Raw genomic sequence first — 26236 nt, 5'->3', positions numbered from 1 at the left:
GAGAGGTTTTACGTGCAACGTGAACAGGTACTCGACCACGCACTAAACGTACTGGAACAAAATGGTCTTGCGGGCACCGTCTCGCTGGAGGAGCTGGCTGGTCAGGTTGCGGTCCCTTATGATCAACTAAAACGTTTCTGGCCCGACCGTGAGGCGTTGCTGTATGACGCGTTGCGCTATCATGGTCAACAGATCGATAGCTGGCGTCGTCAGCTCCTGCTGGATGACACCCTCAGCGCCGAGGAGAAACTGCTGGCACGTTATAAAGTGCTGGAAGAATCCGTCGGCAATGGTCGCTTTCCGGGCTGTTTGTTTATTGCCGCCTGTAGTTTTTACCCGCAGGCCGATCACCCGGTGCATCAGCTGGCCGAGCAGCAAAAACGCGCCTCCTGGCAATACACCCATGAGCTGTTAACAATGCTGGGCACGGATAATCCAACGCTGATAGCCGATCAGATGGAGCTGGTGCTGGAAGGCTGTCTGAGCAAGCTGCTGGTGAAACGCAATCAGCAGGATGTGGCTATTGCTCGTCAGCTGGCGGAAGATGTATTGCATATCGCGCTTTGTCGTCGAAACGGCGCGCTAACCTGACAATTTTTCGTCACTCTGCGCGAAAAGCAGGCGATCGGCCGCATTTCCGTAACTTTTTCACAGAAAGCCGTTGACCCCTGTTAGCCTTTACGGTTTAATGCGCCCCGTTGCCCGGATAGCTCAGTCGGTAGAGCAGGGGATTGAAAATCCCCGTGTCCTTGGTTCGATTCCGAGTCCGGGCACCACTATTTAAAGAACCCGCCCACAAGGCGGGTTTTTGCTTTCCTGCGTACGGACTCCTCATCGAACGCATTCGATTATTCGCCCTCTCCTGAGGCTGATCCTACAGGGCCAGCGCAAGCGCTGTGTCAGCAGGAAGGCAAGTCCCGGACCATGTTTATCCGCTTCATCGTCATCAAATTGTTGCATGACAAGAGCTGGTTGTTAAAAGTTATATTTCATTCCTACTATCGCGGCAGTGTCGTTATAGCCAGCATCGCCTATCTGTACGCCGACATTACCCCAGACATTCAAGCGTGGATTAATTTTTCCTTCTAGCCCGATCTTCACTTCAGCCAGATTTGTCGCGCCATTCTGGCTTACCCGTATACCATCCATTTTCGTGGCGAAATTTCGCGTGTTATGCAACCAGTTCAACGCGATATAAGGCTGGAATTCACGCTGCTTAACGTTATCGCGCATGTGATGACCGTTAAGCCAGGTTTTAATGCCCATTCGGGTCATCCAGTTCCCGTCGCCCTTGCCCTGTATTCGGGTGCCATTTGCTTCCTGATGATCATCGGCGCGTACACCCATCCACACCGCCTGAATCTGCGGTTGAACAAACCACTCATTAAGTGTGCCATGACTGCCCCAGAACTGGCCGGTTTTCCAGGTGTAACCGCCTTCCAGCGAAGCGGTAAATCCGTGCGACTTATAAATTTCAGCCGCCAGTTTTTCGCCGCTCACTTCATTATTAAACCAGCTATATTGTAACCAGCTATCCAGCCAGGCCCCGGTATGGTTTTCTTGGTTCGCATACCATGTTGCATAACCCCCGACGCTATACCCTTTAACAGAGCCCTTCGAGTGATAACCGTTTACGCGATTATCTGTCGTGCTGTGGCTATTGGCATAGCCTGTCATAAACCCGACATGCCAGCGATCTGTACCATCGGTACTCCAGCGCGCGACATCTCCTCCTAGCTGTGCCACATAACGATTGCTTTGGGTTTTTAACTGCCCGCTACCGTCGCGCCACACGTTATGCCCGCCGACCTGTCGTAGCCACAGGCTGGTGATTTCCCTCTGACTCAGGAGCGTATCGCTAAATTGCGGCTCTCCAAGTCGATCGTGCAGCGTCATCATAAACAGGGTATTTCCCGCCGCCAGATTTGCGATGTAGCTTCCACCTTCCGGGCGAACAACAGCCGTCGACCCGAAATCGGGTGTCGGCGCGGGGTCAACCGGCGTTAACTGGCTGGTCAGATACCAGCTTTCCCCCTTACGAACGAGATCGTAATCATATGCCCCGGCAACAATACGGCCCGACTTAACAAAGTTGCCGATGGAAGTACCGCTAACATCAACAATTTCAATACCTTCAACGGTTTTTGCGCCATATCCACCAAGATTATTAATGGAAATACGGGTTGTTCCCTGGAGAACGTCCCCTCCGACAATCAGTTTGTTTGACGGTGAACCGTCATCGCCTAATACACTATTCATCACCAACAGACCACCATCACCCAAGTAATTGCCCGTTACGGTTAGGGTGTCGAACTTGTTTACGTCAGAAAATGTAATAGTGCCGTTATTTATCAGTTGCCCGACGTTTGAGCTGTTGCTCATGTTCCAGCGACTACTGTCATCAAGCACGAGAGAAGTTGTATGAGTAACCGCTCCCGTCAGCACCGAGCCAGATGCAAGATTCACCACTACCGCGTTACCTGGATCTGACACAGAGATATCGCCATTTAGCGTACTATTTACTGCGCTAAACGTTACGTCGCTGTAGAGGTTATTGGCAGGATCGAGCGCATCTTCATAATTGCTGACTGTCATCAATTGACCATTCCCTCCTGTCAGTACGGAGTTTTTTACTTCCAGCACCAGATTGGTGGTATCAACTTGAATCGCCTGTGCCTGATCTGCGTGAAGCATCACATTGTCCAGCGATACATCATTTTTCAGCGATGAGGAATAGCCATTCACAAACAATCCACTAGCCCCATAGCCAGAAGTGGAGATAAGACTATTGCTGATATCCAGCGTGCCGGCATGGCTCCATAACCCGAAGCTTTCATTACCTGCGGTATTGACCTCCACATTATTGGCGGTAATTTTCGAGCCAGGGTAAGCCAGCAGGCCGGGAGCCAGCTTACCGTACGTTGCAATTGTGCTGTTATTCAGCCTCCCTTGCCCTCCAGACGCCGTAAACATCCCCGCGCCACCTGTTCCCGTGGTTGTGACCGCCAGTCCATCCCCCTGGATCCGGCTTTCGGTATACAATCCGTAGGCGTTTTCACCTTGCGCTTCAAGAGTACTATTCGTGACGCTTGCTCTTCCTCGCTGAGCATTAACCGCAATAGATCGGTCACCCTGAGTAGTAATGGTAGCGTTGTCCACCGTAACGGAGGAATCCGATGAGGCGACCCAAACTGCATCGCTATATGCGCCCTGCGTAAAATAATCTCCTCCCTCAATAACGACTTTTGCATTTGAGTTAACATTGACTGCATAGCTGCTATTGCCCTGGGTACTGGCCGATACATTCTTTAAGGTCAGTTCGCCCGCGTTGACTCGAATGGCTTCGCCAGAATCGATCGTAATCGTTCCATCAGTGACGTCTGCCTTTGCCAGGCTACCCATGCCAGACCAGCTACCATCAAGCACCAATCCATTTGCGCTTCCCTGGCCTGTGATGGTCATATTATCAATCGCGGCAACACTGCTGTTTGCCAGATATAATCCGGCACCCCGATGACCGGTGACATTAATTTGCAACCCTTGAGCCGTGAGCTTGCTATTATCAACCCAGGCTCCGCCTCCATGAATGCTGGAACTATTCAGTTCAACATTTGTGGCAGTTAAATCTGCGCCGTTTTTTGCCTCAATAATAAAATTGCCGTTAGTGCCATTGGCAAGGGTTATATTTTCAATTGTGCGTACAGTCCCATTAGCTATAATTGCATCAGTATTCACTGCCCATACGTATGAACATGAAACAAGATAAACGGGTAAAATATACAGTTGGCAATGCGAAGAAAGATACAAATGCCGTTTATTATGTAAGTCCTTATTCATAGTCAATTCCTTTTAAGTTGTTCAGCTACAGGCAAAGCGTATTTCTTTCATCCCGACGGCAATTTGCAATAAATGAGGCATATCGGTAAAATTCCGCCCGATTAACCGCTCCCATCTTGCGGCTGGCATTACGGTAATGAGTACTGATTGTTTTCCGTGAACGATTCAGAATTCTTGATATGTCCGTGCTGTCGTAACCCCGTCCAACCAAAATCATTACATCATTTTCAGTATCTGAAAGCTGAGCATATTTTTTTAAGCCAAAATTCCAGTACGCCTCTTCCCTGTTGACCAACACGTTATAATCGGCTCTGGCTATTGAAAGTATTTTGCCGATCTTTATGGAAATTTCATCCAGGGTCAGGTTTTTAGTTATAAATGGAACGTGAATTGTCATCCCTTCATCCCCTTTCCGGCCTGATCCATGGCTAGTGCAGATACTTCTTTGATTAAAAATCCGAATCGTCACCATGTCATCGCGGAAAATAATATCCGCAATATCATGGTTTTTTTCTTGTGATGGCAATAAAAAAAGAACTTCCTCTTTATGGACATCGGTGCACTGGTTGAAAATTAAGGCGCTCAATCCTGACATCAGGTAAAAGTTTGAATCCATCAATAATATATTCAACATACATCACATCCATGCGTTGTAATTTCAACCCACTTACAATTACTCAAGTACAGCGAACACCAGACAGTGCAAACAAAACAAACGAACAGAAATGGCTTACTAAGCCAGGCCATTCAGGCGCAACCTGTTTGGGTCACAATATAATGGTCTTTTAAACGCTACCCTCCCGCATCATGGTGCACCATCTATATTAAAATAGTTAAGACAAACTACAGATCAGACAGAAAGATACCTATTGAATTAAATAAACCAGAGACATAAATTACATGGAGATAGACAGAGAAAAATCATAAGAAAAGGCTCAAAATTCCTCTTCACACTCACTACCTGACATCCTGTCCAATAGTCCTCTGTTTACATTTGGCATAGAAAGTAATAGAAAATATCAGAAAAAATAAAACCCCGAAAATTACAGTCTATAAAATAAGCAACATTCAGATTGCGACAGTTCTTTTATTAACAGTACAAATTGTCACTATGTCATCGCTAAAAATGACACACGCAATATCACGTTTTTTTCCTCTAATGACAATAAAAAATAACCTGCCCTTTACGATCATCAGCGAACTGGTTAAAGATTAAGAAAATTAATCCTGATATCTGATAAAAGTTTCAATCCATCAATAGTATATTTAACATACATCACACCCATACATCGTGATTTCCATACACTTGCAATTACTCCATGCACAGCAAAAGCCAGCCAGCAAAAAAATGAACGATCAGAAGCGATGTATAACAGACGGAGGAGAATTATAAGAAAACAGATAAAGAAAGACTATAAGAAAAGGCTTAAAATACATTTTTGTTTTTACTCTCACTACCTGGAATTTTATCCAACGGCTCTCCTTTTACATCTTATATAAATAACGATAAAATATATCTAAAAAAATAACTATATATTAAATTATAACCAATAAAATAAACAATAAGCATATAATTAGTTAAAAATTTTTAAGGGTGTATTCCGAAAAAATTTCTTTCGGAATATAACCCCTCCTTAAAATATAATTTAGAGCCATTTTGGGATAAATAATCAAGAAAAATATTAATGGTATTCCCCAAAACTCAGAAATAGTCTGTTAAAAGAGAAAATAAAAAATAATCACAGCAGTTTCAGATCTACTTTTTCGGACTCAAAGTCATAATGACCATTCATACATAGATCAATGGGCCTGGGTTGCCAATAAATCATCGCTCTGATTTCAAAAAGAACCACAGCATGCCGGGCCAGCCCATCTTTGTCCTGTAAAGAGCGAACAAGAAACGTCTCAGGAATTATCCGAGGCTCAAAACGTAAAATTGCATCACGAATAGTTTTCTCTATTACATTCCAGTTACGATGATTCTCCATGTTACCGATCAAAGGCGAAACGCCATAATTGAGTACCGACTCCATAACTAACTTATGTTGGCGTTCATTCAGTGTATCCTCAATATTAGTATGGTTAATCAGATCGGTAATATCCTTTTGAACAATGCTGCGCATCTTTCTGATATCAATTGATCTGACACGATCGTGAGGACTTCTGGGCTCATCATCCTGAAGACGCTCCAGTAAGATGGGAAGATATTGTCGCTTATTATCCGAAAACAATTTCGCCAACTTCCATAATTGAGTGCTCACTGATATCGGTAATGACAACTTTCCTACCGCTCCCTGTAGAAAGTACTTCAGACCATTGCTGCCACTCCGTTTTTAATCCTAATTTATTATCCTGGGGATCTGCGTTTTCCACGGGATAACGTGCCGGGATATAACCGGAGTATGTTTCACCATCTGCATTTATCGTTGCAGGCAGCCATAGTAAATCCAGAAGATCTTCAGGTTTGGATACGCTCAATTGTTGGATGGAAGAGTAAGGCAGCCAACGGTATCCGCCTGCACAAATAAACTCACATATCGGACCAAGACGACCATCACTGTCGGCTATCCATGAAAAGTTCCCTAAGGTGTCGCTTTTCCCGGCGCTTTCGGGTGCCAGGTCAAACGCTTCTTCCCGCAATATAACTGCCTGCTCGGTGTTGCCCTGATAATGCTCCGCGTTCGCTTCATGTAATTTCAACATCCACGCCGGCATATCATCCTGCAAGGTTGCGGCCAGACGCCCGCCGGTTAATACCTGTTGACGCTGCATTTCACTGAATACCAGGTTTTTGTAAAGTTCAGTCTGTGTTTTCAATCCATCATCTATCAGAGCCAGCGTTTGTAGCTGCAGTAACGCTTTATCCCAGGCACCATCAACACAATAGAGTTTGAACAGTATTTCTCGTGCTTTCAGATCCTGGGGCTGCGATTTAACTTGCTCCAGTATCTGTTTCTGCAGCTCATTCAACGATGAAGTTTTGAGCATTTGAGTAAGAGATGTAAAATTTTGCATAGTATCGATTCCTTCGATTAATAATAAGTGTCCAGACCCACTTTATAGAAGTCCTGAAATACCAGTTCAGGGACTTGATATCTGCTTTTCGCAACAATGTGTTCAGGAGACAAAGAGCGAAGCAGATCGGATTTCTCTTCTTCCCCGAAAAGTTCATCCCACTGTTCACCCTGCTCCAGCTCCGGCCATACTTTCTCCATCAGAAAAGTTCTGTCGACAACACATTCAGTCAGCGTTTTGTCTTTGAGCTGCTCTCTAATTCTTTCAAACCGATAGTCCTTTTTAAAAATGTGACTAGTCTGATGAGAAGTTCCGTCAAAGCAACCGCTATCCTGCTCCTGCCAGATCAGAAATCGCTTATATTCTAATTCCAGCATTTTCAGAATATCGTCGCCTTTATTCTGAGCGAGTATGACGTCATTGAAATAGCGCAGATCATTAACGTAACTCCCGCCGTTAGGAAGAATGTTTTCAACCTCAGGAAGTTTATCACTCGTCTGCCAAACGCCATTGGGATAAATGAGCCGAAAGAACGACTGATCATCGATCTCGTCATTGCCCTCGCCGACTATAACTAACTTGAAGTGCCCGACCTGAATTTTGCTTGCCTCACGCAACGGATGAACACTTCCGTATGACACCTCAATACCATCCAGATAACAGACATGACTCGCGCACAAACTCAGCATTACGGGCCTGGCCATGCGCCAGTAGAAAATAACGGCATCATGACCCAAATGACTATTATGATCGTTAAAGTTTCCATTGACCGCATCAAACGTGACAGCATTGTCAGCAGTCAGATTTCTGGAAATACTCATCGCTTCCCGCGACGCGGGCCATTCAAATTGAATATTCACGACATCAGCCTATATAAACATTAGCAGACCCCGACACAACAACGGCACCGCAACCCGTGACATCACCAAGGCGAGCTGCCGGTAAACCATTAATAAAAACCGTGACAGCCCCTGTCGCGACTGGCGCGGCTCCGTGTCCCAGCGCGCAGGGTGCTACGCTTGCTCCGGCAACTGCGGCGGGCAGGCCATTAATATAGACATTTCCAGATCCAGAACATAACGCACCACCATGCGAGGTGGCATCACCTACTCGTCCTGCGTTTTGCATTATTAATTCTCCTTGTTGGAATAATATGGCGAGGGCGCAAGCGACTCGCCACTAAGTTCAATAAACAATTAAGGTTCGATGGTTTCACTCCCGGTCGGCGTCTCGGTCGGCGTCTCGGTCGGCGTCTCGGTCGGCGTCTCGGTCGGCATCACGGTCGGCATCACGGTCGGCATCACGGTCGGCATCACGGTTGGCGTCACGGTCGGCGTCACGGTCGGCGTCACGGTTGGCGTCACGGTCGGCGTTTCGGTCGGCGTCTCCGTTGGCGTCACGGTCGGCGTCACGGTCGGCGTCACGGTTGGCGTCACGGTCGGCGTCTCGGTCGGCGTCTCGGTCGGCGTCACGGTCGGCGTCACGGTCGGCGTCACGGTCGGCGTCACGGTTGGCGTCACGGTCGGCGTCACGGTTGGCGTCACGGTTGGCGTCACGGTTGGCGTCACGGTCGGCGACACGGTTGGCGTCACGGTCGGCGTCACGGTTGGCGTCACGGTCGGCGTCACGGTTGGCGTCACGGTCGGCGTCACGGTTGGCGTCACGGTCGGCGACACGGTCGGCGTTGGTGTTGGTATAGGCGGTAATGGGATAATTACGCCAAACAGCGCGGAAACGGCCGGTAATCCCGGTAAACCTATCATCCCGCCACCACCGCCACCGCCACCGCCGCCGCCGCCATCAGAGTTATCACCGGGATTAATATCAACTTGTCCTCCCTGGATAACCACCTGACTGGAACCGATGATTTTTATTTTTTTAGCCGCAATAACCAACTCGCCCCCCGCTGTGAGTGTCATTGCGCCGCCTGCTACCATGGTGCTCGCGCCGCCTACGGCAAGGGAGTGATAGCCTCCCACATTCACCTGATGAGCGCCGCCAACGGAAAGCGAGTGATATCCTCCGACGGCAGTCATAAAGGCGCCGCCGACATTGATCCCTTTCGCTCCTATAACATTGTCGTCCTGATTTCCACCAACCTGAATCGCCAACGCAGCGCCAATCATAGCGCTGCTATTACCGACAACATCAGACTTATAGTCCCCGCCAACAAACAGATTGCGCGACTGGCCAACATTGACGTCAGAGTTCATACCAATGGTCTGTACTTCGTTTTGCTTAGTCAGACGGGACATATCCCGTTCAGCCTGCTCCCAGTAATGCTCCTGCCCCGGTTTATCTTCGTAACGAATGCCATTGTAGTTACTGAGCCCGCCGCCAACGGTACGAGTGATAAGCCCGCTTTGTGTCGCGTTAGCTGGCAAATCCCACGGCGGCATCGTCACGTTGTTATAAAGGCTGCCTGTGATTAAGGGTCTGTCTGGATCGCCATTAATAAAGTCGACAATCACTTCGTGACCAATACGAGGAATATAGATCCCGCCAAATTTATTCCCTGCCCATGCCTGGCTGACGCGCAGCCAGCAGGAATCAGATTCACGATTCTTACCGTAGCGATCCCAAAGAAAACGGACTTTGACGCGGCCATATTTATCTGTCCAAATTTCCTCACCCGGAGGCCCAACGACGATTGCTGTCTGTGGGCCACTGGTTTTTGGTTTTGCTACCGTCACCGGATGCCGGTAAATCTTGGTCATTGGATGAACGGTAAAATCACAGCTGTAGCGAAATTCATCCTGTGAAGAAAGCTGATTAATTTCCTCCACCAACAGATGACTGCGCATTATCATATATTCACGATTAGCTTTTTCTACGGGGTAATTCACGAGTTCAAAACTGCAACCACAGGCTATACCACGCAACTCGCCAGAACCTTCGCAGCGCGAACCTAACGCTCCACGTTCTTCCATCCGCACCCGTGCCAGATGCTCACCGACAGCAGGTTGCTCGTAATCTCCTGGCCAGTGAAAAATCTCCATCTGGTTAAAACTGGTCTTCCGCGGTTTACTGTCGAGCGCCATAATATCGGCTCGGGATTTAGTAAAGTCATAATCATTTGTTACCCACTTTCCAGAGGTAATCGTTTCCTGTAAATGGAATTGGTTGATGTATTCTTCATCCATCTTCGGATTGTCGGAAGCATATTGAATAACGTGGTAGGCTTCGCTTGGGAAACGCTTATGCGCACCGACATTATCAACCAGAATTAGCTTGTGACTTTTTTCACTGTGTTCAAAGAACCAGTAAATCCCCCACTCTTCCATCAGTCGTTCAATAAAAGCGAAGTCCGTCTCGCCATACTGCACCTGAAAATCAAGCAGTGGATAGCTTCCTGACAGTCGTTTCTCAAAGGGGAAGTTATAATCGCCTAATACCTCATCGATAATATTTACCACCGATTTCTGCTGAAATATTTTAAAGTCGGTAGTTAATTCCGCAAGATGAAGCCAGGGCCGCAGGATAATTTCATAAAGCGCCTGGTAGCCATCGCGACCAATATATCGCGCTCTTTGCACTATACCGGATATTTCACGGATACCTTTGCCAATGCCAGTAAAATCCCCAAGCCCATTACCATCAAGCTCAATTTCAACAGTCATCTCTTTGCCGATTAATGACTTCAAATCAACATTCGACGCCTCCTGCCAGGGAATAAGCGGATTAGAAGGTGTCCTGACAGTAATCAGGTAAGAATAGAGCGAAGAAAGCGATTCTTCACCATCCAGCTTTGAAATTATCAACGCTGGCTCTCCAAGCAGCAGTGGCATCGCCGGGCTACTTAATTTAATGGTTCGTGACATACGATCACCTGATGCGTTGTGAGTAGCTTAAAATGATGCGTCAGGCAATTTAGCCTCAGCGCGCTGTAACGGAATTCTCCGCGAATCTAATATTTTCCCGTGTCGGCTTTGCCGCCAAATCCAGATGCCTGCATCCTGTTGAATACAGTCAGGCCAGTTTTTCCACGGCATAATCTCGACACCATCGTTATTTCGAATGCAATAGTCTTCCTGCGATCCCTCCCTGAGTAACACCTGAGATTGATTTTTAAATTGCCAGGCTGGTGTCAGCACCCTTTCCCACCAGGGGGAATAACTTCGTCCGAGCGCCCTCACCCATTGCCATAACAGCTGCCAGTCTTTTTTCACCAGATCATTTTTCCGTGCCATGTTTAAAATTCTTGAAGCCCAGAATGTCAGAGGAAATTCAACATGCATATTTTTTTGCAACCATGAATAAGAGACCGGGCTATAAACAACAACAAGTAATTTTTTCCCTTGCTTATCCGGCAGTACCATAAACGCGCCGACGCAGGAATGCCTTTGTCGAAGTGAGGCAGCGGAAATAACAAAGCACCATGGATAATGTTCCGGTAAATATTTATCAAGTATTGAGGATCCGATGCTTGGCAGTATTTGCTGCGTAATAATCGAGCGCACTTCGCGCTGCGTTTTACTCAACCTGCGAAACTGACCTGCACACGATTCATCGACAAGTAAACACAGGCGTATCGACATAGTTCCCTCTATATATAGTCGCCACTTTTTAATAATCGCTGGGGCAGCGGAAATTTTTCAACAGTTCCATTACAGGCCGGTCTTTATAAGTTAACCCCGTGACTTCGATATTTGCCCGTCGTGAATCTAAATCAAATACCAGCTGCATATCGTCGGAATGGTTCGCCACAATATCACTGGCGCTGTCTATCCAGCGAAACAGGGACCACGGACCGGTAAACATTAACGATGAATTTCCTGACGCAACACGCGGCGTGGCATTAAGCGTCACTCTTGAGGTCATACGCGACGCAGGCCAAATAACCGAAACTGGAGAAACAGGCCAGTGCGCATAATTCACCTGCTTACCGTCGAAATTCATATTCAACTGCGTAATTTCTGGCGCTAAATAAGGCACCGAGATATCAAAAGTGAGCGAAAAACGACGCCCTCCTTCGTCCTGAAAAAAAGCATTTCGAATTTCCGCCGCTCTTTCGAACATATCCAGGGTGTTTGCGCTATCCGCCACATCGCCTTTGTAGCGCCATGGTCGTGATGAGGTATCCACGATGTTCGTCAGATGAGTTTTAAAGTACTCGTCCACCAGCCCGCCAGAGGCAAAGAAACGTTCGAAATCAGCGAGCTTCGCCTCTCGCTGGCTATTCGCAAAGGGATAGCGCCCCTGCAAAGTAGCACGACATACCCGGCCAAGTTTCTCATCAATATCTCGATTACTTCTGACAACAGCCCCCTCACTCGCCCGATGCCACACGCCTTCCAGTAACGGCACAATCAAGTTTGGCAGCGGGTCGGGCCAGGTTTGCGATTCTGCACTTAGCTGACGCATGGAATCAGAAAGTGCCATCGCATTGCCATTTTTCAGCGCATCGTTATAGATAACGAACAACGTGTATTGCTCACTGAGCGCACCCATCAGCTTGCTCAGCTCCGCGCCGCCCCCCATTGCAGAGGCTCCGCCCGCCGACTCGCGGGCTCCGGTCACAAACTCACGCAGCGGAGCAAAATGATTATCTACCCGTTCCTGAAGCAACTTCTTTTCCATCGCCGCATAGGCCAGATTTACTTTGGCGGCCGCATTTAAGATTTGCCCCTTGTTGCTGACATTATCGAGCAGCGATTTATTCTCTTTACTAATCAGCGTGGTTTCGCTGACTACGCGAGTAATGAAGTTAACCAACGGCGAGTCCGATGCGCTCAACTGTCGCAGCATATAGATATCCGCCGTCATACCTGCATGACCATAGTCTAAAGACAACGCATGCATTTTGATGCGGATATTGCCCAGAAAATCCTGCCAGTGCCGCGTATACTCATCCAAATAGAGCGTCAGGATCTGTTGTTGTACGGGGTTAACCAAGGCGCCGCTGTTAGTCATTTTGACCTGCATAACGGGCGCGACTGCATTGTCAGGTTCCGTTTTACCCAACACCCAGGCATCCTCACGAACCAGCGGAATCAGGTTAGGACCCATTTTTTTTTTAAACGCCTCGTAATAACCGGCATGGGTAAAAAGACCGGGGATAACCGTTGTTCCATTTTCGTCGAGCGGCGAAAATAACTCTCCGCCGCGTGATTTAGCCATCGCACTTAACGTCAAATCAGCAGGCACATCCTGCGCCACCGAGTCTTTAATACGTTCGTACAAACGGCCGGCCAGATCCTTACGTTCGAGCATGGCTCGAGCGTACTTCACTAATCCTTCATCCGGCTCCTGCCCGAAGCGTCGCCACTCAGGAGAATCAAAAAGATTATTCAGGTGTGAGATAAAAATTCGACGCTCTTCGTAGGGCTGAAGCTTATTCGTCATTTCCCACAAATGGGTAATACTGGCGATCATGTACTGCTTATCGAATTCACCCTGGCCGTATACCTGCAAATAAATTTTCAATTGACGATAAATTTGTTCGGAATTACCGTTATCAATCGTCTCCTGAAGCGCCAGAGCAACCTGGTGTTCAATCTGCGGCAATAATAGTCGTTGCAGGAAAAACTGATATAACGAATCAGAAGCCCTGGCAACTTCGTCACCGGTATAAAGGCCGTAGCGCCAATTGAGCGGCGGATTGAATATATCCAGCGAGCGATATTCCGGAAGGTATTGCGAAAGCGTAAGCAGGCGCGGCAACAAGTTGTCCGCTGTGGTATCGGCAAAACGTTTTACTTCGCCACCCAGCGTACTGACTTTCGTATCCACAGCGTCCAGATAATCGTTGTTATACTGGTAACTATTCCAGAAACCGTTCAGTAGTATGAAAGCCAGCAAAATAGAGAACGTATGCCCCAAAAAACGCTGCAGGCGATATTTCGATTCATTCGCCAGGTTATACCGCGCCAGCCCCAGATCTTTGACGATCACTTCGCTAAACAGCTGTTTGAGGAAATACTGACGACCGTACGACACGTTATTGATTAAAAAATTACTCTCTTCCGGCTGGGCAGTTAACGAAGCCACCGCCGTTGGCGTTTTGCCCTCAACGTAGTTTGACCATTTATGTATGATGCTCTGGTTATTCAGCAGACTTAATCCTACAGGCTGATGACTGCTGGAAAAATAGATACCGCGCAACAGAGTATAGCTTTGCGTTTCATCGTAGCGGGAAGCAAAAAAGATATTGTGAACAACCTCGGCTACCCGCTCTGACAACAGAAGGAAATCCTGCGGCAGTGCATACATCTTCTTGCGATCGCGGTTGTCATACTCTTCCTGCAGGCGAACGATCATGTCCCGCTCAATACGATCCTCAAGCAAAGAAAATTCTTCTTTTATCTGATCGTTCAGTTCGCCGACTGACGCCGTTCTGGCATCGCCATAGGGAAAAGTTACTCCCCAGACCTGCTCGCGTTCCTGCTCAGTTAAAATCCTGAAATACTCAGCAAACCCCGGCAGTTGGTCCAGCTTGGTCACCATGACATACACAGGGAAACGTACGCCCAGCGTCTGGCGCAGTTCATCCACTCTGGCACGCAGGCTTGCCGCCAGTTCAAACAGCTCAGCCTGGCTTCGCTCCAGCACATCAGCGGCAGTAAATGTCACTACCGCTCCGTTTAACGCTTTCACAGGCCGATATTTTTTCAGGGCTTTGAGTATTGCGTGCCATTCGTTGATATTTGCTTCCGGCTCGCTAACGTATTTCCCGGAGGTATCAACATAGACCGCGTCATTAGTAAACCAGCATTCGCAGTTACGTGTTTGCTGCGCCGGTTTTCCAACCTGATTCAGTTGCTCGGGCAGCGGGAAGTTCTGCCCTGCCCCCAGAATTGCAGAAGTCTTACCTGCACCTTGTGTACCGAGAACCATATACCACGGCAAAAGATCCAGGGGCTTACGCGCTAAAATTACACGCTGAAAGAAAGAGAGATTGCTGCAACTTTTATTCACATAATCTATAGCGCTGGCAATAACCGCAGAGATTTCGGACGTATCGCTTTCCGCAGCAGGGGTCTTGCGGCGGGCAAACTTATCCAACAGCGCCGGATTGTCTTTTAACGCCAACAGAAGCAACCACAGGCCATACAGTAGTGCACCGGCCAGAAAAATCGCAATAATCGCTAGCCTGACGCTCACCGGCGCCAGCGGATGGTTTTCACCCGCAAGCAGGAACGGGCCAAAGACCCAAACCATCACGCACAGCGTTGCGGTTATCGCGATAAATAGTGGCCAGCGTAACCAGAAAATAACCAGACACAGCACGGCCAGCAGGATAAAAACTACGCGCGATTCAACACTCTGTAACGGACGAGAATCGCCAAAACCAAAAAAGGGTCCAAGAAACCAGATAGCAGCGATTAATAACCCGATACAACATACAATCAGCAGCGTTTTCAAAAATCGTGCCGCAAAGATTCTATTAAAATAAGGCATTGTTGTTCTCGTTAATACGTGACAAAAAACTCTACGCGGCGATTCTTCGCCCGTCCCTGAGCAGTATCATTAGATGCCAGCGGCTGACTGCTGCCCGCCCCTTCGACTTTTACTTTGTCCTCTGGCAGGCCTGCGGCAACAAAATAGCGAGCCACTTCTGCTGCACGTTTTTGCGACAGTACGATGTTATTGGGCAATTCCGGACGATGAATAGGCGTAGCATCGGTATGGCCAACAATCAGTACTTCACCATTCACGCGGCGAACTTCGTGGGCGACACGTTTAATTATCTCCGCCATCTCTGGTTGCACCGAGGTGGAGCCGGAGAGGAACAACGAATCTCCGTTGAATACCACTTTGCTTTGCTTCTGGGTTTCATCAACGCTGAGCAGTTGTTTCTTGATTTCATTGCGTAGCAAGACAGCCAGTCTGAGACGTATTTTGAGCTGTGGTGTGGTGACTTTGATATTGTGCATGGCGTAGATCTCACTGGTGATACCGTCGAGGCGTTTCAATAGCGAGTACTTAAACCAGATAAAAGTAGATGCAATCAGCACGCCCGCGCACAGGGCTGTCAGCCGAACCGGGATGATGTTTTTTTCACGTAACACCGGACCTGGAGGCTGTAGCCCATGCGGTGATAAGATCGATTGCGTGGTATTGCGCGTACTTTGAATCAGCGTCAGTAAACGTTGACGAATTTTGGTCAGCTGTCGATCGCCGTCTTCAATAATGCTGTAGCGCCCCTCAAAACCAAGGCCGAGAATGCGTAACAGCACCTCCAGCACGTCAGCGAACTCATTGGGATTCATCGATAGACGCCCAATCAACAGGAAGAATTTATTTCCGCCGTCGTTGTCCCCTTCAAAGTAGTTCAACAGGTTGCTCTGTGACCAGCCAGCCTCAAGGCCCCACGGTGTTGCGTGAGCGGCTTCATCAAGCGCGGTACAAAGGCAATAGCGAACAATAGCCATTTTTTTCCAGGGGATATTGACCTCATCGCAGACAATGCTGAAAAGATTAATCTGGCTTTTGAGCATGTTTTTCAGGAGTTCAACTTGGGAAATGTCGCTAATCTGTTCAGGCATATCACTCAGTGCGCGCAACAAAGGCTGAGCGGCTTCCAGTAATGAGTTCCTGGCGGCTTTTACCTTTAATACACGTTGCTGTACGCTTTCGCTTCGCAGGGAGCGGTCATCTTTAAATGGCTGCTGGTGCATACCGGCCATATCGCTACGACTGATGGGCGCTGCTTCAGAATCCTGAATCCAGTCGCCCTGATCATCCAGCAGAAATTTCCCCATCGCCTGCGGCGAAGCATTCTCGTCGTGAACATTCTCTGAAGCATTCGCTCCCTGCGGGTTGATATCGTCTTTCATCAGCTCCGGATACCCCAAAGTTCCATTTTCAGGCCCGGGAAGTCACCGGCAACATGTAACGCCAGCGCTCCGGTCGTCGAGATTTTGTCCCAAAAAGGGCCGCTTTTAAGCAGTTCGTAATAGACATAACCTGTGCTGTAGGGGATCTGTCGCGGCGGTACCGGCAGTCCCTGCAATACCAACCCCGGCAAGTGCGAGCGAACCAGTTCATGGAGTTGTTGCGGAGCGCTGATTTTGGTCTGAGCCTGGAACTGCTGGTGCAGGACATCCATTGGCAGCTGAGCATGCACCGCCAGCACCAGGTTTGAGAACGACTGCAGTTCATTGGGCAGAACCGAAGCGGACCAGACGCCATTACCCTTAGCGTGCAGGTCGATAAGCTGCCCAGCCCGTACCAGGATCTGGTTCAGCAAATCATGAACGTCATCCACCAGCGGGCGAATTGAGGGATACAGCCTGGCGTGGTCATAGCCGGGTGCCGTTTTCGGACGACGCGTTTTGGTACGGACAAATGTTGAAAGCTCACCCGCCAGTTTTGCCAGTTCTTCATACAAAACGATCGGCGGCATTTCAGGAATATGCCGTAAATGGTCCAGAATCGGCTCATATTTATTGAAAATTTGTAGCAGCAGATAGTCCACGACTTCCGCGCTGGCGCTGGCTTTGCCATCCGAGGTAGAGAGGCGATTCGCCAGCATCTCAGCACGCATTTTTACAAGGCCGTTAAGGTGCGTCAGCCACTCTCTGAGCAGCAGGCTTGCGGCATATCCGGTCACAGGCGGGATATAATCATCCGTATGCAAGAGTATGCTGCCGTCCGGCTGAATAGCCTTTACCCGGGCCAGGGGTAGACCGATCCATGATTCTGTCATCTCAGTTTCCGAAACCAACTTCAGCCGAAGCATTGCCAGTTGAACTGGCTTCGGCCCCTGGCGAATAGCATTGGTATCGCATAGCTCCGCTTCCTGGGCGCGGAAACGCGCCAGTGAACTGGCATCGTGCTGGTTAAAGATGGTTTCATCGCTGTTATCAAGACGCAGCGGAACCGCCAGATAAAGCATCTTGCCAAGATGTTCAGGCAGAATAGTCAGCGGTTCCGGTAAGTCGGCGTGGTCGGGTACGTCAAACGGTGTGCCGTCCGGCAGAACGCCGCGGGCGGTACGGAGTACAAGTTTGCCGTAAGTCAGCGCTTCGTGGTCGATTTCGTACTGCGAGAATCCCCAGAAAAATGGACTCAATGTCGATGCTCGCTTGTGTGCGTAATACTCAAAGTAACGTTCTTGCTGCTGAAAAAGCTGAGGGCGCAGGAACAATCCTTCGCTCCAGACGACTTTATTTGTTCTCATGGTTAATCCACTTTTTTAATTGTCATTGCTGTTTTATGAAAGTGCGCATTCAACTCAAGCGAATCGTCGCTAAAGACTTTTTCCCACCACGATGTCTTCTTTGGTAAATCCCACGTAGCTAACCAGATCGAATCGTTGAGATTGCGATATGCGCTAATAAACCCAAGGGTTCGCGTATCGTTATTGAGATTAATAAAAATACTGCGTGCTTCCCCTGGTTGTAATATCGCTTCATAGATTTTTGATGAAGCGGCCAACAAAGGTTTGCTGCTACCATCAGTAATTTCAAAAAAATCAGCGTTACTGAAAACATCCGTTTCCTTGATGTTATAAATAAAAATACTTAGCGGGGCCGGATGTCCACTGGCGTTCGGGTTAATATCTTTGTCTGCAATTAGATTTATTTTTATTTCACCGGCTGCTGTTTTTCTCTCATTATTGCTGCTACAGGAAACCAGAACCACTGCCAACATAATTGCTGCCAGCATCTGTAGCATTCTCGGCCGATATTGGTTGATGTCTGTTCTGCAAAACATATCCCTGACCACGCTATTTTTTCATAATATGAAACGGTTTGTTCGATATAGCTGATGAGAATTTTGCCGCCGAAGCGGCAAAATTCATTGCTTACCAGGGCAGGATTAACTGCGCTGGTTAGCTTTAACGTCGTAACTTGTAGAAATAACGCCGGATTTAGCGCCTTCAGCATTCTGCATGACATAGTCCTGAGTAACTTTGGTAAACGCAAAGGTTACTCGCTCACGCGGACGCGTTTCATCTGCACTGGAGCCTGCGGTTTCCACTCGAGTAATAATGACATCGGTGAATTTAATGGTCAGGTATTCCAGAGGGTCGCCACCCGCTTTACGCATAACAAATTGAACTTCCTTGATATGCTTACCAGACAAGCAGTAGCTCAGAAGGTTGGTACTGGCTTTATCAACGTAATGCTCAAAGCAGAAATCTTCAACGGTCGCTTTACCAGAACCGCCGCCAGAGCCACTGTGCATATTAGCATGCTGACTGCTGGCCCAATACCATGAAAGCACTTCGATTTCATTTTTATGGGTAGCATCCAGAGATTCGCCTTCGATGCCATCGATTTTAATAAACATATCTTGAGCCATAATATTTCCTTTTTTCAGCTCTCATTGGATAAAGTTACACAATGTGTAACAGCAAGTTTTCGCCAGGAATATAACTTATTTAATAAAAAAATTAATTCCTGACTTTTCACGGAGCGCAGTAATCCCCGACGCATCCGCATCTTTAAAGAATAATGACGTGATTATTCTTTGGTTTAATTGCCCATATCAGGCAACATTTTTCAGCGAAGGTAATTTCGCGACCATACGTAAAGAAACGGTCAGCCCCTCCAGTTGGAAATGTGGACGCAGGAAGAATTTCGCCTGGTAATAACCCGGATTACCTTCAACATCTTCCACTACCACTTCCGCTGCCGCCAGTGGGCGACGCGCTTTGGTTTCCTGAGAAGAGTTAGCAGGGTCTCCATCCACATAATTCATTATCCAGTTGTTCAGCCATCGCTGCATATCTTCACGCTCTTTAAAAGAGCCAATTTTATCGCGCACGATACACTTCAGATAATGTGCAAAGCGTGAACAAGCGAACAGGTATGGTAAACGGGCAGACAGATTGGCGTTTGCCGTGGCGTCCGGATCGTAGTACTCAGCTGGCTTTTGCAGCGATTGCGCACCAATGAACGCCGCATAATCCGTATTTTTACGATGCACCAGCGGAATAAAACCATTTTTCGCCAGTTCGGACTCACGACGGTCAGAAATTGCGATCTCTGTCGGACACTTCATATCCACGCCGCCGTCATCAGTCGGGAAAGTGTGGCAAGGGAGGTTTTCCACCACGCCGCCACTTTCAACGCCGCGAATCATGGTGCACCAGCCATAATGCTTGAACGAACGGTTAATATTTACTGCCATCGCATACGCGGCATTCGCCCAGGCGTATTTGTTATGATCGGCACCGTCAGTGGTCTCCTCAAAGTTAAAATCATCCACCGGGTTGGTATTGATGCCATATGGCAGGCGAGCAAGGAAACGCGGCATCGCCAGGCCGATATAACGGGAATCTTCAGACTGACGCAACGAGTTCCATGCCGCATACTCCAGGTTTTGGGTGAAGATTTTCGTCAGATCCCGAGGATTAGCCAGCTCCTGCCAGGAATCCATCTGCATCACGGACGGCGCAGCTCCGGTAATAAATGGCATATGAGCGGAAGCCGCGACTTTGCCAATAGACGAGAGCAGATCCACATCCGGCGCGCTATGATCGAAATAGTAATCCGCAACCAGGCATCCATAAGGCTCGCCGCCGAGTTGACCATATTCTTCTTCATAAATTTGCTTAAACAGCGGACTCTGATCCCAGGCGATGCCTTTATAACGCTTCATGCAGCGACGCAGATCATCTTTGGAGATATCCATAAAGCGCAGCTTCAGCTTTTCATCAGTCTCTGTGTTGTTGACCAGATAGTGCAGACCGCGCCACGCACTTTCCAGACGCTGAAACTCTTCGTGATGCAGAATCAGGTTAATTTGCTCGGAAAGCTTAAGATCGATCTCCGCGATAATCGCCGCGATGTTCTTATACGCATCGTCAGCCATGGTGATCGACGTGGTTAACGCCTGTTCCGCCAGGGTTTTAACCGCAAGTTCAACCGCCGTTTTCGCCTGTTCGGATTTCGGCTTAAACTCACGGGTTAATAGCGTATTGAAATCGCTATGCGACGCTTCCTTCGTGGCTGTCTGTTTTGAAGTTTCTACTTGGGTAGCCATAGTTCTCTCTCTACATCAATTTTTTTGGGACGTGGCTTCATCAGCCTGTTTCGGCTTCGGCGCCGAAGCCAGCGTATTCAGCAGCGATTTGTCATTCAGTACTTTCATGACCAGATTTTCCGCACCAGCTTTACCATCCATATAGGTCTGGAGGTTAGCCAGTTGAGTACGGGCCTCCAGCATCTGTGCTAAAGAATCGACTTTGCGCGCAATAGCGTCTGGAGAAAAATCATCCATACTTTCAAAAGTCATATCGACCATTAGCTGACCTTCTCCTGTTAGCGTGTTTGGTACTGCAAATGCCACGCGAGGACGCATCGCTTTCATACGCTCATCAAAGTTATCGATATCGATGCTAAGGAATTTTCTGTCGGCAATCGGCGGCAATGGCTCTAACGGTTTACCCGACAGATCGGCCAGAACCCCCATTACAAATGGCAGTTCAATTTTCTTTTCACTGCCATAAATTTCCACGTCGTACTCAATTTGTACGCGCGGAGCACGATTACGTGCGATAAATTTCTGCGAATTGCTTTTGCTCATAGTAGTCAATACTCTTCAATAACCGTTCATGGATAAATTGTTGTTCGTTTGATGGTTAACTTAAAATAATCAGCCAGCCCAACCTCCCTTTATTTATAAACAAGCTCGACGCCTGCTATCGCATAAACCTTCCCGGCAGTTACCACCGCGTCCCCATTTGCATAATAGCTCGCTGTAAATCTGTGGCTTATTGGCTCAGCCGCAGAAGAAATAATATAATCCTGTCCTGAAGCGGCATCATCAATAATAACCTGCGAACTATTTTCCTTTCTTAATCTGATCTGCACATTGTCGCTATATGTTAATCCGGTACGGTTCACTAAATTACCTGTTTTATTATCCGCCGCAGTGACGCTGCTATCGAAGAAAAGAGTCACTGTGTGGCTTGCGGGGCAATTCTTTAGCGTAATATCAAACGGTACGCTGCCAGCTTCACTGCCATTATTTTGCAGCGATGCGGTTGAGATTCGGGGTAACGTTATTATCTCATTACTGCTGTCATTATTTATCACAACTTCGCAGGTTTCATCTATATAGATCCCGGTAAAATTTAAATCTATCGAGCAATTGGTTAAACATGCCCGGGCCGAGAAAATGAATATACCGCTGACCAGGGTTGCATATAACAAGTTGCGAAGATATTTATAGTTCGCAGTGGTGATGGTAATTAGTGACATAACACTCCTACCTGAGTAACAAGTCCCATTGCTTCCATAATTTTCCGGGTAACAGTAGCATTAGAATAAATAGTGCAGAGGCGCTGACCGGAGGCGTTTTTAACATACAGGTTATTTTTCTCCGCCTGCCATCCCCGAATAAAGGCCATACCACCCTGGCCAATAATACCAAGACTGTTATTGCGTTCATCGTAGATATCAGAGCCAATCGGTAACGGTTTACCCTTCGAATCTTTGATAATTAACACGACAGGTTCGCCCACCTGTGTTTTTACATTGACCTTAACCGCCGCGCCCATGCGAGGAATAACAGAGCTTTCGCTCTCCAGAATGTCAACTGTGTCCGGAAGGCCCTGTGTGTTTACCGCAATGGTATTCTTACGATATGGCGTCAGCGACGGCACGATGGCATAACCATTGGCATCAATTTGCGAGCCATAACCATTCAACATCCTGGCACCTTCGGCACCTGGCGCTTCCACTAACGCAAAGGGATAATCCCCCAATCGCGGCCCGGCGGTGATGCCGCCGTTGTGCGCCACTACACTGCCGTTTGCCGAAAACGATAACTGGCTCGATTTGTTCCCCACCGATGCTGTCGAACCAAACTGCCCGACCGGCGAGCTATAATTGACGTTACCGTTAAAGGTGCTGTGCGCTACGTTATTCTTCGCGTTGCTCACTGAGGTAGCAACGCCATAGCTCAGCTCATTTTGCTCACCCTGGCTGCCAATAGCGTTAACCTGTAACGTGCTGCGACCATCGTTATCATGATAGACGGTGGAATACATCGTGTTAAAAACCGGTTTATCTATCATATTGCTGCGGCCAAGAGGTGCGCTGATAGAAAACATAACGCTGTTTACATTGTGCCCATTGCTGTTATAGGCGCGCGAAGCGGAAAGCGACCACGAAAAATAGCGCTCGGATTTGCTATAGGAGAGCATATATTGGCTGGTCGCCGAACGATCTTTCCAGTACTGGTAAAAATTACCGGAAAAATTCACTCTTCCGCCATTCCAGAGCGGCTGACCTACGCTGACGGTAAAGCGCTGGCGGGTCCGATAGTCCACCATATAATCATCGATTCTTGTGCCGTAGCGCTCCAGCATTGCATCCCTCAAACTGTAAAATCCCTTAGAGGAATAACGCCAGGCGGCAAGCGTGACATCTGTCGAGGTTGTATCCAAATACTTACTGAAACTAATGTTGTAACTGTTTCCTGAGGAGGATTTACCCTTCTCCAGTTCGCTATACGCACGGATAACATCTATCGATAAGCCACCTAACGGTGTGTTGAAAGCGTTACCCATTCCAGCGGCGGTGTAATTTTCGGAAAACTGACCACCGCCGTATAGCGTGTACATATTACCCAAACCATACTGCCAGAAGAGCTGCGCCAGGCTCGGCTTTTCAGACAACGGTTTGTCCTGCACTTTACCCACGGCAACGCCAAAACGAAAAACACCATCATGCAGCAACATGGGCGGCGCCGAGAAAGGCACAATCTGCGTTCGCTGGCGGCCATCCGCCTCGATAATTGTTGCCTGCAAGTCGCCGCCATAGCCCATCGCACCAATATCGCTCAGTTCAAATGGCCCCGCCGGAACGGTGGTTTCATAAAGGATCCTCCCACGCTGCGTGACCTGAACCCTGGCATTCGTTTCAGCGATGCCGCGTACCAGCGGAGTATAATAACGAAGCCCGTCTGGCAGCATACGATCGTCTGACTGCAACTGAATGCCGCGTACGAGCAGGCTGTCGAAGAGATCGCCGTTGGTTGTGCTGTCGCCCAGGGTCAACTGACTTTTCAGCGCCGTAACATCCCGCTGAAGATAAGTAAGGAAAGACTCTGTATGCTTTGAGCCAACGCTGCTCCAGTTAGTATTAAGCCGTTTACGCAAACGCCAGTCGTAAAAGTTTAACCCGGCCATCATTGTAAGGTTGCCATTGACCGAGCGGCCCTCATTACTGACAAAGCTGCCTGAGTTCTGCTGGACATAAAAGTTACCGTTATAGTCGAACAACGCTGCTGTTACGCCTGAATCCCAGGAGTTGGGATCGGTATAACCGCGCGGATACCGTACAAGCCAGGCCTGGGGAATCGTCAGGTCAAGGTAAAAATCTCCGACCGTATAGTTAGCCCCGGCACCCGCAATCCATTTATCGATCGTGGCGCATTGAATATATTCTTCTTTATTTTGATCTTGCTGTTCAGGTGCCGTCGATAATGGTTCGACGGAATACTTTATACCCAGGCTGGTCAATTCATCCTTCGTAAAGCAGGGTTGTGCGCTAATACTATTCTCTATTGATCTGAACAACACCTTGTGCTGCCCACGGCTTTCTCCGTTAACGGAAACCTGTACCACATACTCGCCAACAGGCGTTGGATTGCCCTTATAGAATCGGGAAACATCCACACTCTGCCCATGAATAAAAGCACTGTTGAATTTTACAATTTTTGCACGTATGTCCGGGTCCGTCTTGGCAGGTAAAGCATTGGCGCTGCCGTAAGCGAATATCGAAAATCTCGCGATTAAAACTAAAGAAGCCATGAAGGTACGTCGGATAGCATACGTAATCTTCGATTCGCGTATTATTCGCTGTGCGTATACCCTGGTTTCTTTTGATTTCACTTCCCCGCCTCCCTGAGCAGAAAATTCCGTTCCCTGACCTCAAATAAAAAACTATTTCAGCCTGCAGAAAAATTTCTGATACGTTTATTTGAGTAGCTTACTTATCGTTAATCCATTAGCTATCGTCGGAAGCAATTGATATTCCGCAATGCTGCCATAATCGCTAATCAGGCGAACCGTGACGCTGTCAATAGTTGCTGGTCGAGATGCCTTACTATTAACTAACATTTCTTTGCTGCCAAAAGGAGGAATCATATCGACAGCCAGCGAAGATTTCGTACTACCGGATGTAATATAAGCCGAATCGAATGAAATATAATAAGGCGTCGGATTGATGACTTTAATTCCCCTGGCAGGACTAATAATTTCCCATTTCAGCTGCTCAACTTCCTGAATACTCCCGCTTTTCAGTGCTGACGGGCGATAAAAAATTTTAATACGCGTTCTGAATGCCAGTTCAAGACGATCCAACTCCTTCACTGCTTCATTTTCCGGCGGAATTTCCAGTAAATTAAACCAAAACACTGATTCACGGTCTTGAGGAAGACTCATACCATTATAAATAAGGCGAACACTCTGCCCTTTACCTGGCTCGACGCGGTAAATCGGAGGCGTGACAGTGAACGGTACTTTTATGCTATTGATATCGTCATTTTTGCCGCCATCATCAACCCATACCTGCGCCAGCAACGGTACCGAGCCTTTATTGGTTGTTCGTACGGTTTTTTCGCGAGTATTCCCTGGGAAAATAATACGGGTTCCGGAAATCGTCATACCTGCAAAAGCGCTCTGTGTTATAAAAACCAGAGAAACAAAAGCAGTGATTAATTTTAAAATAATCGCATATTGATATTTCATAGCGCTACCCTGCATGTATGACATCCCATCACATTAAATAGCAACAAAGTTTTTTAATAAAAGGGCGATTACTCGCCCTGCTTCAAGCTAAAAACCAACAGTTATGGATAAACCAGGGTATAACGCGCCTGCGCGTATACTTTCCCTGCAGTGGTGGCACCTGTTGCGTAGTAACCTCCATAGTAACGCATGGTTGCCTTGCCGCTATTGACGGTGAACTCTTGACCCATTTCGCCCAGTTTCAGGGGCTGTTCATCAGAGTTGTACAGACGAACCTCTACATTTGTCGCCTTCGTCGCGCTTCCAGTGAATTGGTTAGTCAGGTTACCAGTAACGCTATCCACGCCACTTGAGCCGATCGCTTCGAAGTGCGCTGCCACTTTGCTGATACCCTGCGGGCAACCTTCAACATTCAGGTCGAAACCTTTTGAACCTGCGGTCGCACCGGCCGTCTTCAACGTCTGAACGGATACTGTCGGCAACTGTACCTGACGGTCAATAGAGTCGCTGGCGATAGAGCAGGTTTCCGTAATTAATTCACCATTAAAGGTTACAGTGCCCTGAGTTTCAGCCAGCACCGAAGCCGATGTAGCCGCCAACGCCATTGCGCACAGTGTCAGTTTTACATTACGCATGTGATAATCCCTTATATGCTTATTATTAAACGTTAAGTAAAAGGAGACTGCTATCATCTCCATTTATGCCCTGTTTTCTTAACAGTTAGTCTGT

At 47.9% G+C, this 26236-nt stretch carries 20 protein-coding genes and 1 tRNA gene; 2 read left to right on the top strand and 19 right to left on the bottom strand.

Annotation, left to right across the window (positions count from 1 at the left end):
* The first annotated feature begins 12 nt into the window (after nt 1–12).
* The gene (gene dicD, locus ACQE32_RS13550) at nt 13–591 is read left to right on the top strand and encodes a division control transcriptional repressor DicD (protein ID WP_426973225.1); all 579 of its coding nucleotides are present in this window, start codon (nt 13–15) and stop codon (nt 589–591) included.
* Between the two features lie 109 nt (nt 592–700).
* Nucleotides 701–776, top strand: a tRNA-Phe gene (locus ACQE32_RS13545).
* Nucleotides 777–975: 199 nt separating this feature from the next.
* Here the strand turns inward: ACQE32_RS13545 and ACQE32_RS13540 are convergent.
* From ACQE32_RS13540 to ACQE32_RS13450, 19 genes are all read right to left on the bottom strand, one after another.
* Nucleotides 976–3837: an autotransporter outer membrane beta-barrel domain-containing protein gene (locus ACQE32_RS13540; RefSeq protein ID WP_427021933.1), complete on the bottom strand. Its 2862-nt coding sequence runs from the start codon at nt 3835–3837 to the stop codon at nt 976–978.
* 25 nt (nt 3838–3862) lie between these two features.
* A complete protein-coding gene (locus tag ACQE32_RS13535; protein WP_427021932.1) occupies nt 3863–4471 on the bottom strand; it encodes a helix-turn-helix domain-containing protein in 609 nt (202 codons plus the stop codon).
* Nucleotides 4472–5576: 1105 nt separating this feature from the next.
* Nucleotides 5577–6068, bottom strand: coding sequence for a type VI secretion system baseplate subunit TssE (locus ACQE32_RS13530; protein WP_426973222.1), 492 nt, complete (start codon nt 6066–6068; stop codon nt 5577–5579).
* Nucleotides 6055–6852, bottom strand: coding sequence for a type VI secretion system accessory protein TagJ (locus tag ACQE32_RS13525; protein WP_427021931.1), 798 nt, complete (start codon nt 6850–6852; stop codon nt 6055–6057). The genes ACQE32_RS13530 and ACQE32_RS13525 overlap by 14 nt, the downstream gene beginning before the upstream one ends.
* Nucleotides 6853–6869: 17 nt before the next feature.
* Complete coding sequence (locus ACQE32_RS13520; RefSeq protein WP_427021930.1) at nt 6870–7712, bottom strand: TagK domain-containing protein; 843 nt, start codon at nt 7710–7712, stop codon at nt 6870–6872.
* Nucleotides 7713–7716: 4 nt separating this feature from the next.
* The gene (locus ACQE32_RS13515) at nt 7717–7980 is read right to left on the bottom strand and encodes a PAAR domain-containing protein (protein WP_426973218.1); all 264 of its coding nucleotides are present in this window, start codon (nt 7978–7980) and stop codon (nt 7717–7719) included.
* 68 nt (nt 7981–8048) lie between these two features.
* Nucleotides 8049–10673: a type VI secretion system Vgr family protein gene (locus tag ACQE32_RS13510; protein ID WP_427021929.1), complete on the bottom strand. Its 2625-nt coding sequence runs from the start codon at nt 10671–10673 to the stop codon at nt 8049–8051.
* A 27-nt stretch (nt 10674–10700) separates the two neighbouring features.
* The gene (locus tag ACQE32_RS13505) at nt 10701–11390 is read right to left on the bottom strand and encodes a T6SS protein Cts1T (protein ID WP_426973214.1); all 690 of its coding nucleotides are present in this window, start codon (nt 11388–11390) and stop codon (nt 10701–10703) included.
* Nucleotides 11391–11418: 28 nt separating this feature from the next.
* A complete protein-coding gene (gene tssM / locus ACQE32_RS13500) occupies nt 11419–15216 on the bottom strand; it encodes a type VI secretion system membrane subunit TssM (RefSeq protein ID WP_427021928.1) in 3798 nt (1265 codons plus the stop codon).
* A 47-nt stretch (nt 15217–15263) separates the two neighbouring features.
* Complete coding sequence (tssL, locus tag ACQE32_RS13495) at nt 15264–16631, bottom strand: type VI secretion system protein TssL, long form (protein WP_426973210.1); 1368 nt, start codon at nt 16629–16631, stop codon at nt 15264–15266.
* Nucleotides 16631–17977, bottom strand: coding sequence for a type VI secretion system baseplate subunit TssK (gene tssK, locus ACQE32_RS13490; protein WP_426973208.1), 1347 nt, complete (start codon nt 17975–17977; stop codon nt 16631–16633). Before tssK ends, tssL begins: the two co-directional genes overlap by 1 nt.
* Before the next feature lie 2 nt (nt 17978–17979).
* Nucleotides 17980–18465, bottom strand: a complete 486-nt coding sequence (gene tssJ / locus ACQE32_RS13485) for a type VI secretion system lipoprotein TssJ (RefSeq protein ID WP_426981900.1) — start codon at nt 18463–18465, stop codon at nt 17980–17982.
* 153 nt (nt 18466–18618) lie between these two features.
* Nucleotides 18619–19104 carry an Hcp family type VI secretion system effector gene (locus tag ACQE32_RS13480; protein WP_426973206.1) on the bottom strand — a complete coding sequence of 162 codons (486 nt, stop codon included), beginning with the start codon at nt 19102–19104 and terminating at the stop codon, nt 18619–18621.
* 186 nt (nt 19105–19290) lie between these two features.
* The gene (gene tssC, locus ACQE32_RS13475; protein ID WP_426973205.1) at nt 19291–20790 is read right to left on the bottom strand and encodes a type VI secretion system contractile sheath large subunit; all 1500 of its coding nucleotides are present in this window, start codon (nt 20788–20790) and stop codon (nt 19291–19293) included.
* A gap of 15 nt (nt 20791–20805) precedes the next feature.
* Complete coding sequence (gene tssB / locus ACQE32_RS13470; RefSeq protein ID WP_426973203.1) at nt 20806–21333, bottom strand: type VI secretion system contractile sheath small subunit; 528 nt, start codon at nt 21331–21333, stop codon at nt 20806–20808.
* A gap of 89 nt (nt 21334–21422) precedes the next feature.
* Nucleotides 21423–22010: a fimbrial protein gene (locus tag ACQE32_RS13465; RefSeq protein ID WP_427021927.1), complete on the bottom strand. Its 588-nt coding sequence runs from the start codon at nt 22008–22010 to the stop codon at nt 21423–21425.
* Nucleotides 22001–24568, bottom strand: coding sequence for a fimbria/pilus outer membrane usher protein (locus ACQE32_RS13460; RefSeq protein ID WP_426973199.1), 2568 nt, complete (start codon nt 24566–24568; stop codon nt 22001–22003). Before ACQE32_RS13460 ends, ACQE32_RS13465 begins: the two co-directional genes overlap by 10 nt.
* A 165-nt stretch (nt 24569–24733) precedes the next feature.
* Nucleotides 24734–25507, bottom strand: a complete 774-nt coding sequence (locus ACQE32_RS13455) for a fimbria/pilus periplasmic chaperone (RefSeq protein ID WP_427021926.1) — start codon at nt 25505–25507, stop codon at nt 24734–24736.
* A gap of 101 nt (nt 25508–25608) precedes the next feature.
* Nucleotides 25609–26142 carry a fimbrial protein gene (locus tag ACQE32_RS13450; protein ID WP_426973195.1) on the bottom strand — a complete coding sequence of 178 codons (534 nt, stop codon included), beginning with the start codon at nt 26140–26142 and terminating at the stop codon, nt 25609–25611.
* Nucleotides 26143–26236: the final 94 nt, after the last annotated feature.

It is taken from the genome of Pantoea sp. FN0302 (assembly GCF_050113775.1).
Lineage (GTDB): Bacteria > Pseudomonadota > Gammaproteobacteria > Enterobacterales > Enterobacteriaceae > Mixta > Mixta alhagi.
This window is presented reverse-complemented; position numbering and strand designations above follow the sequence as displayed.

What these genes read in the sequence shown, in the direction of transcription:
- ACQE32_RS13460 (WP_426973199.1), bottom strand. Translation starts at nt 24,568, where the DNA reads ATGGCTTCTTTAGTTTTAATCGCGAGATTTTCGATATTCGCTTACGGC.
- ACQE32_RS13510 (WP_427021929.1), bottom strand. Translation starts at nt 10,673, where the DNA reads ATGTCACGAACCATTAAATTAAGTAGCCCGGCGATGCCACTGCTGCTT.
- ACQE32_RS13535 (WP_427021932.1), bottom strand. Translation starts at nt 4,471, where the DNA reads ATGTTGAATATATTATTGATGGATTCAAACTTTTACCTGATGTCAGGA.
- ACQE32_RS13505 (WP_426973214.1), bottom strand. Translation starts at nt 11,390, where the DNA reads ATGTCGATACGCCTGTGTTTACTTGTCGATGAATCGTGTGCAGGTCAG.
- tssB (WP_426973203.1), bottom strand. Translation starts at nt 21,333, where the DNA reads ATGAGCAAAAGCAATTCGCAGAAATTTATCGCACGTAATCGTGCTCCG.
- ACQE32_RS13480 (WP_426973206.1), bottom strand. Translation starts at nt 19,104, where the DNA reads ATGGCTCAAGATATGTTTATTAAAATCGATGGCATCGAAGGCGAATCT.
- ACQE32_RS13465 (WP_427021927.1), bottom strand. Translation starts at nt 22,010, where the DNA reads ATGTCACTAATTACCATCACCACTGCGAACTATAAATATCTTCGCAAC.
- tssL (WP_426973210.1), bottom strand. Translation starts at nt 16,631, where the DNA reads ATGAAAGACGATATCAACCCGCAGGGAGCGAATGCTTCAGAGAATGTT.
- ACQE32_RS13450 (WP_426973195.1), bottom strand. Translation starts at nt 26,142, where the DNA reads ATGCGTAATGTAAAACTGACACTGTGCGCAATGGCGTTGGCGGCTACA.
- ACQE32_RS13540 (WP_427021933.1), bottom strand. Translation starts at nt 3,837, where the DNA reads ATGAATAAGGACTTACATAATAAACGGCATTTGTATCTTTCTTCGCAT.
- tssK (WP_426973208.1), bottom strand. Translation starts at nt 17,977, where the DNA reads ATGAGAACAAATAAAGTCGTCTGGAGCGAAGGATTGTTCCTGCGCCCT.
- ACQE32_RS13525 (WP_427021931.1), bottom strand. Translation starts at nt 6,852, where the DNA reads ATGCAAAATTTTACATCTCTTACTCAAATGCTCAAAACTTCATCGTTG.
- tssJ (WP_426981900.1), bottom strand. Translation starts at nt 18,465, where the DNA reads ATGCTGGCAGCAATTATGTTGGCAGTGGTTCTGGTTTCCTGTAGCAGC.
- ACQE32_RS13455 (WP_427021926.1), bottom strand. Translation starts at nt 25,507, where the DNA reads ATGAAATATCAATATGCGATTATTTTAAAATTAATCACTGCTTTTGTT.
- ACQE32_RS13515 (WP_426973218.1), bottom strand. Translation starts at nt 7,980, where the DNA reads ATGCAAAACGCAGGACGAGTAGGTGATGCCACCTCGCATGGTGGTGCG.
- tssC (WP_426973205.1), bottom strand. Translation starts at nt 20,790, where the DNA reads ATGGCTACCCAAGTAGAAACTTCAAAACAGACAGCCACGAAGGAAGCG.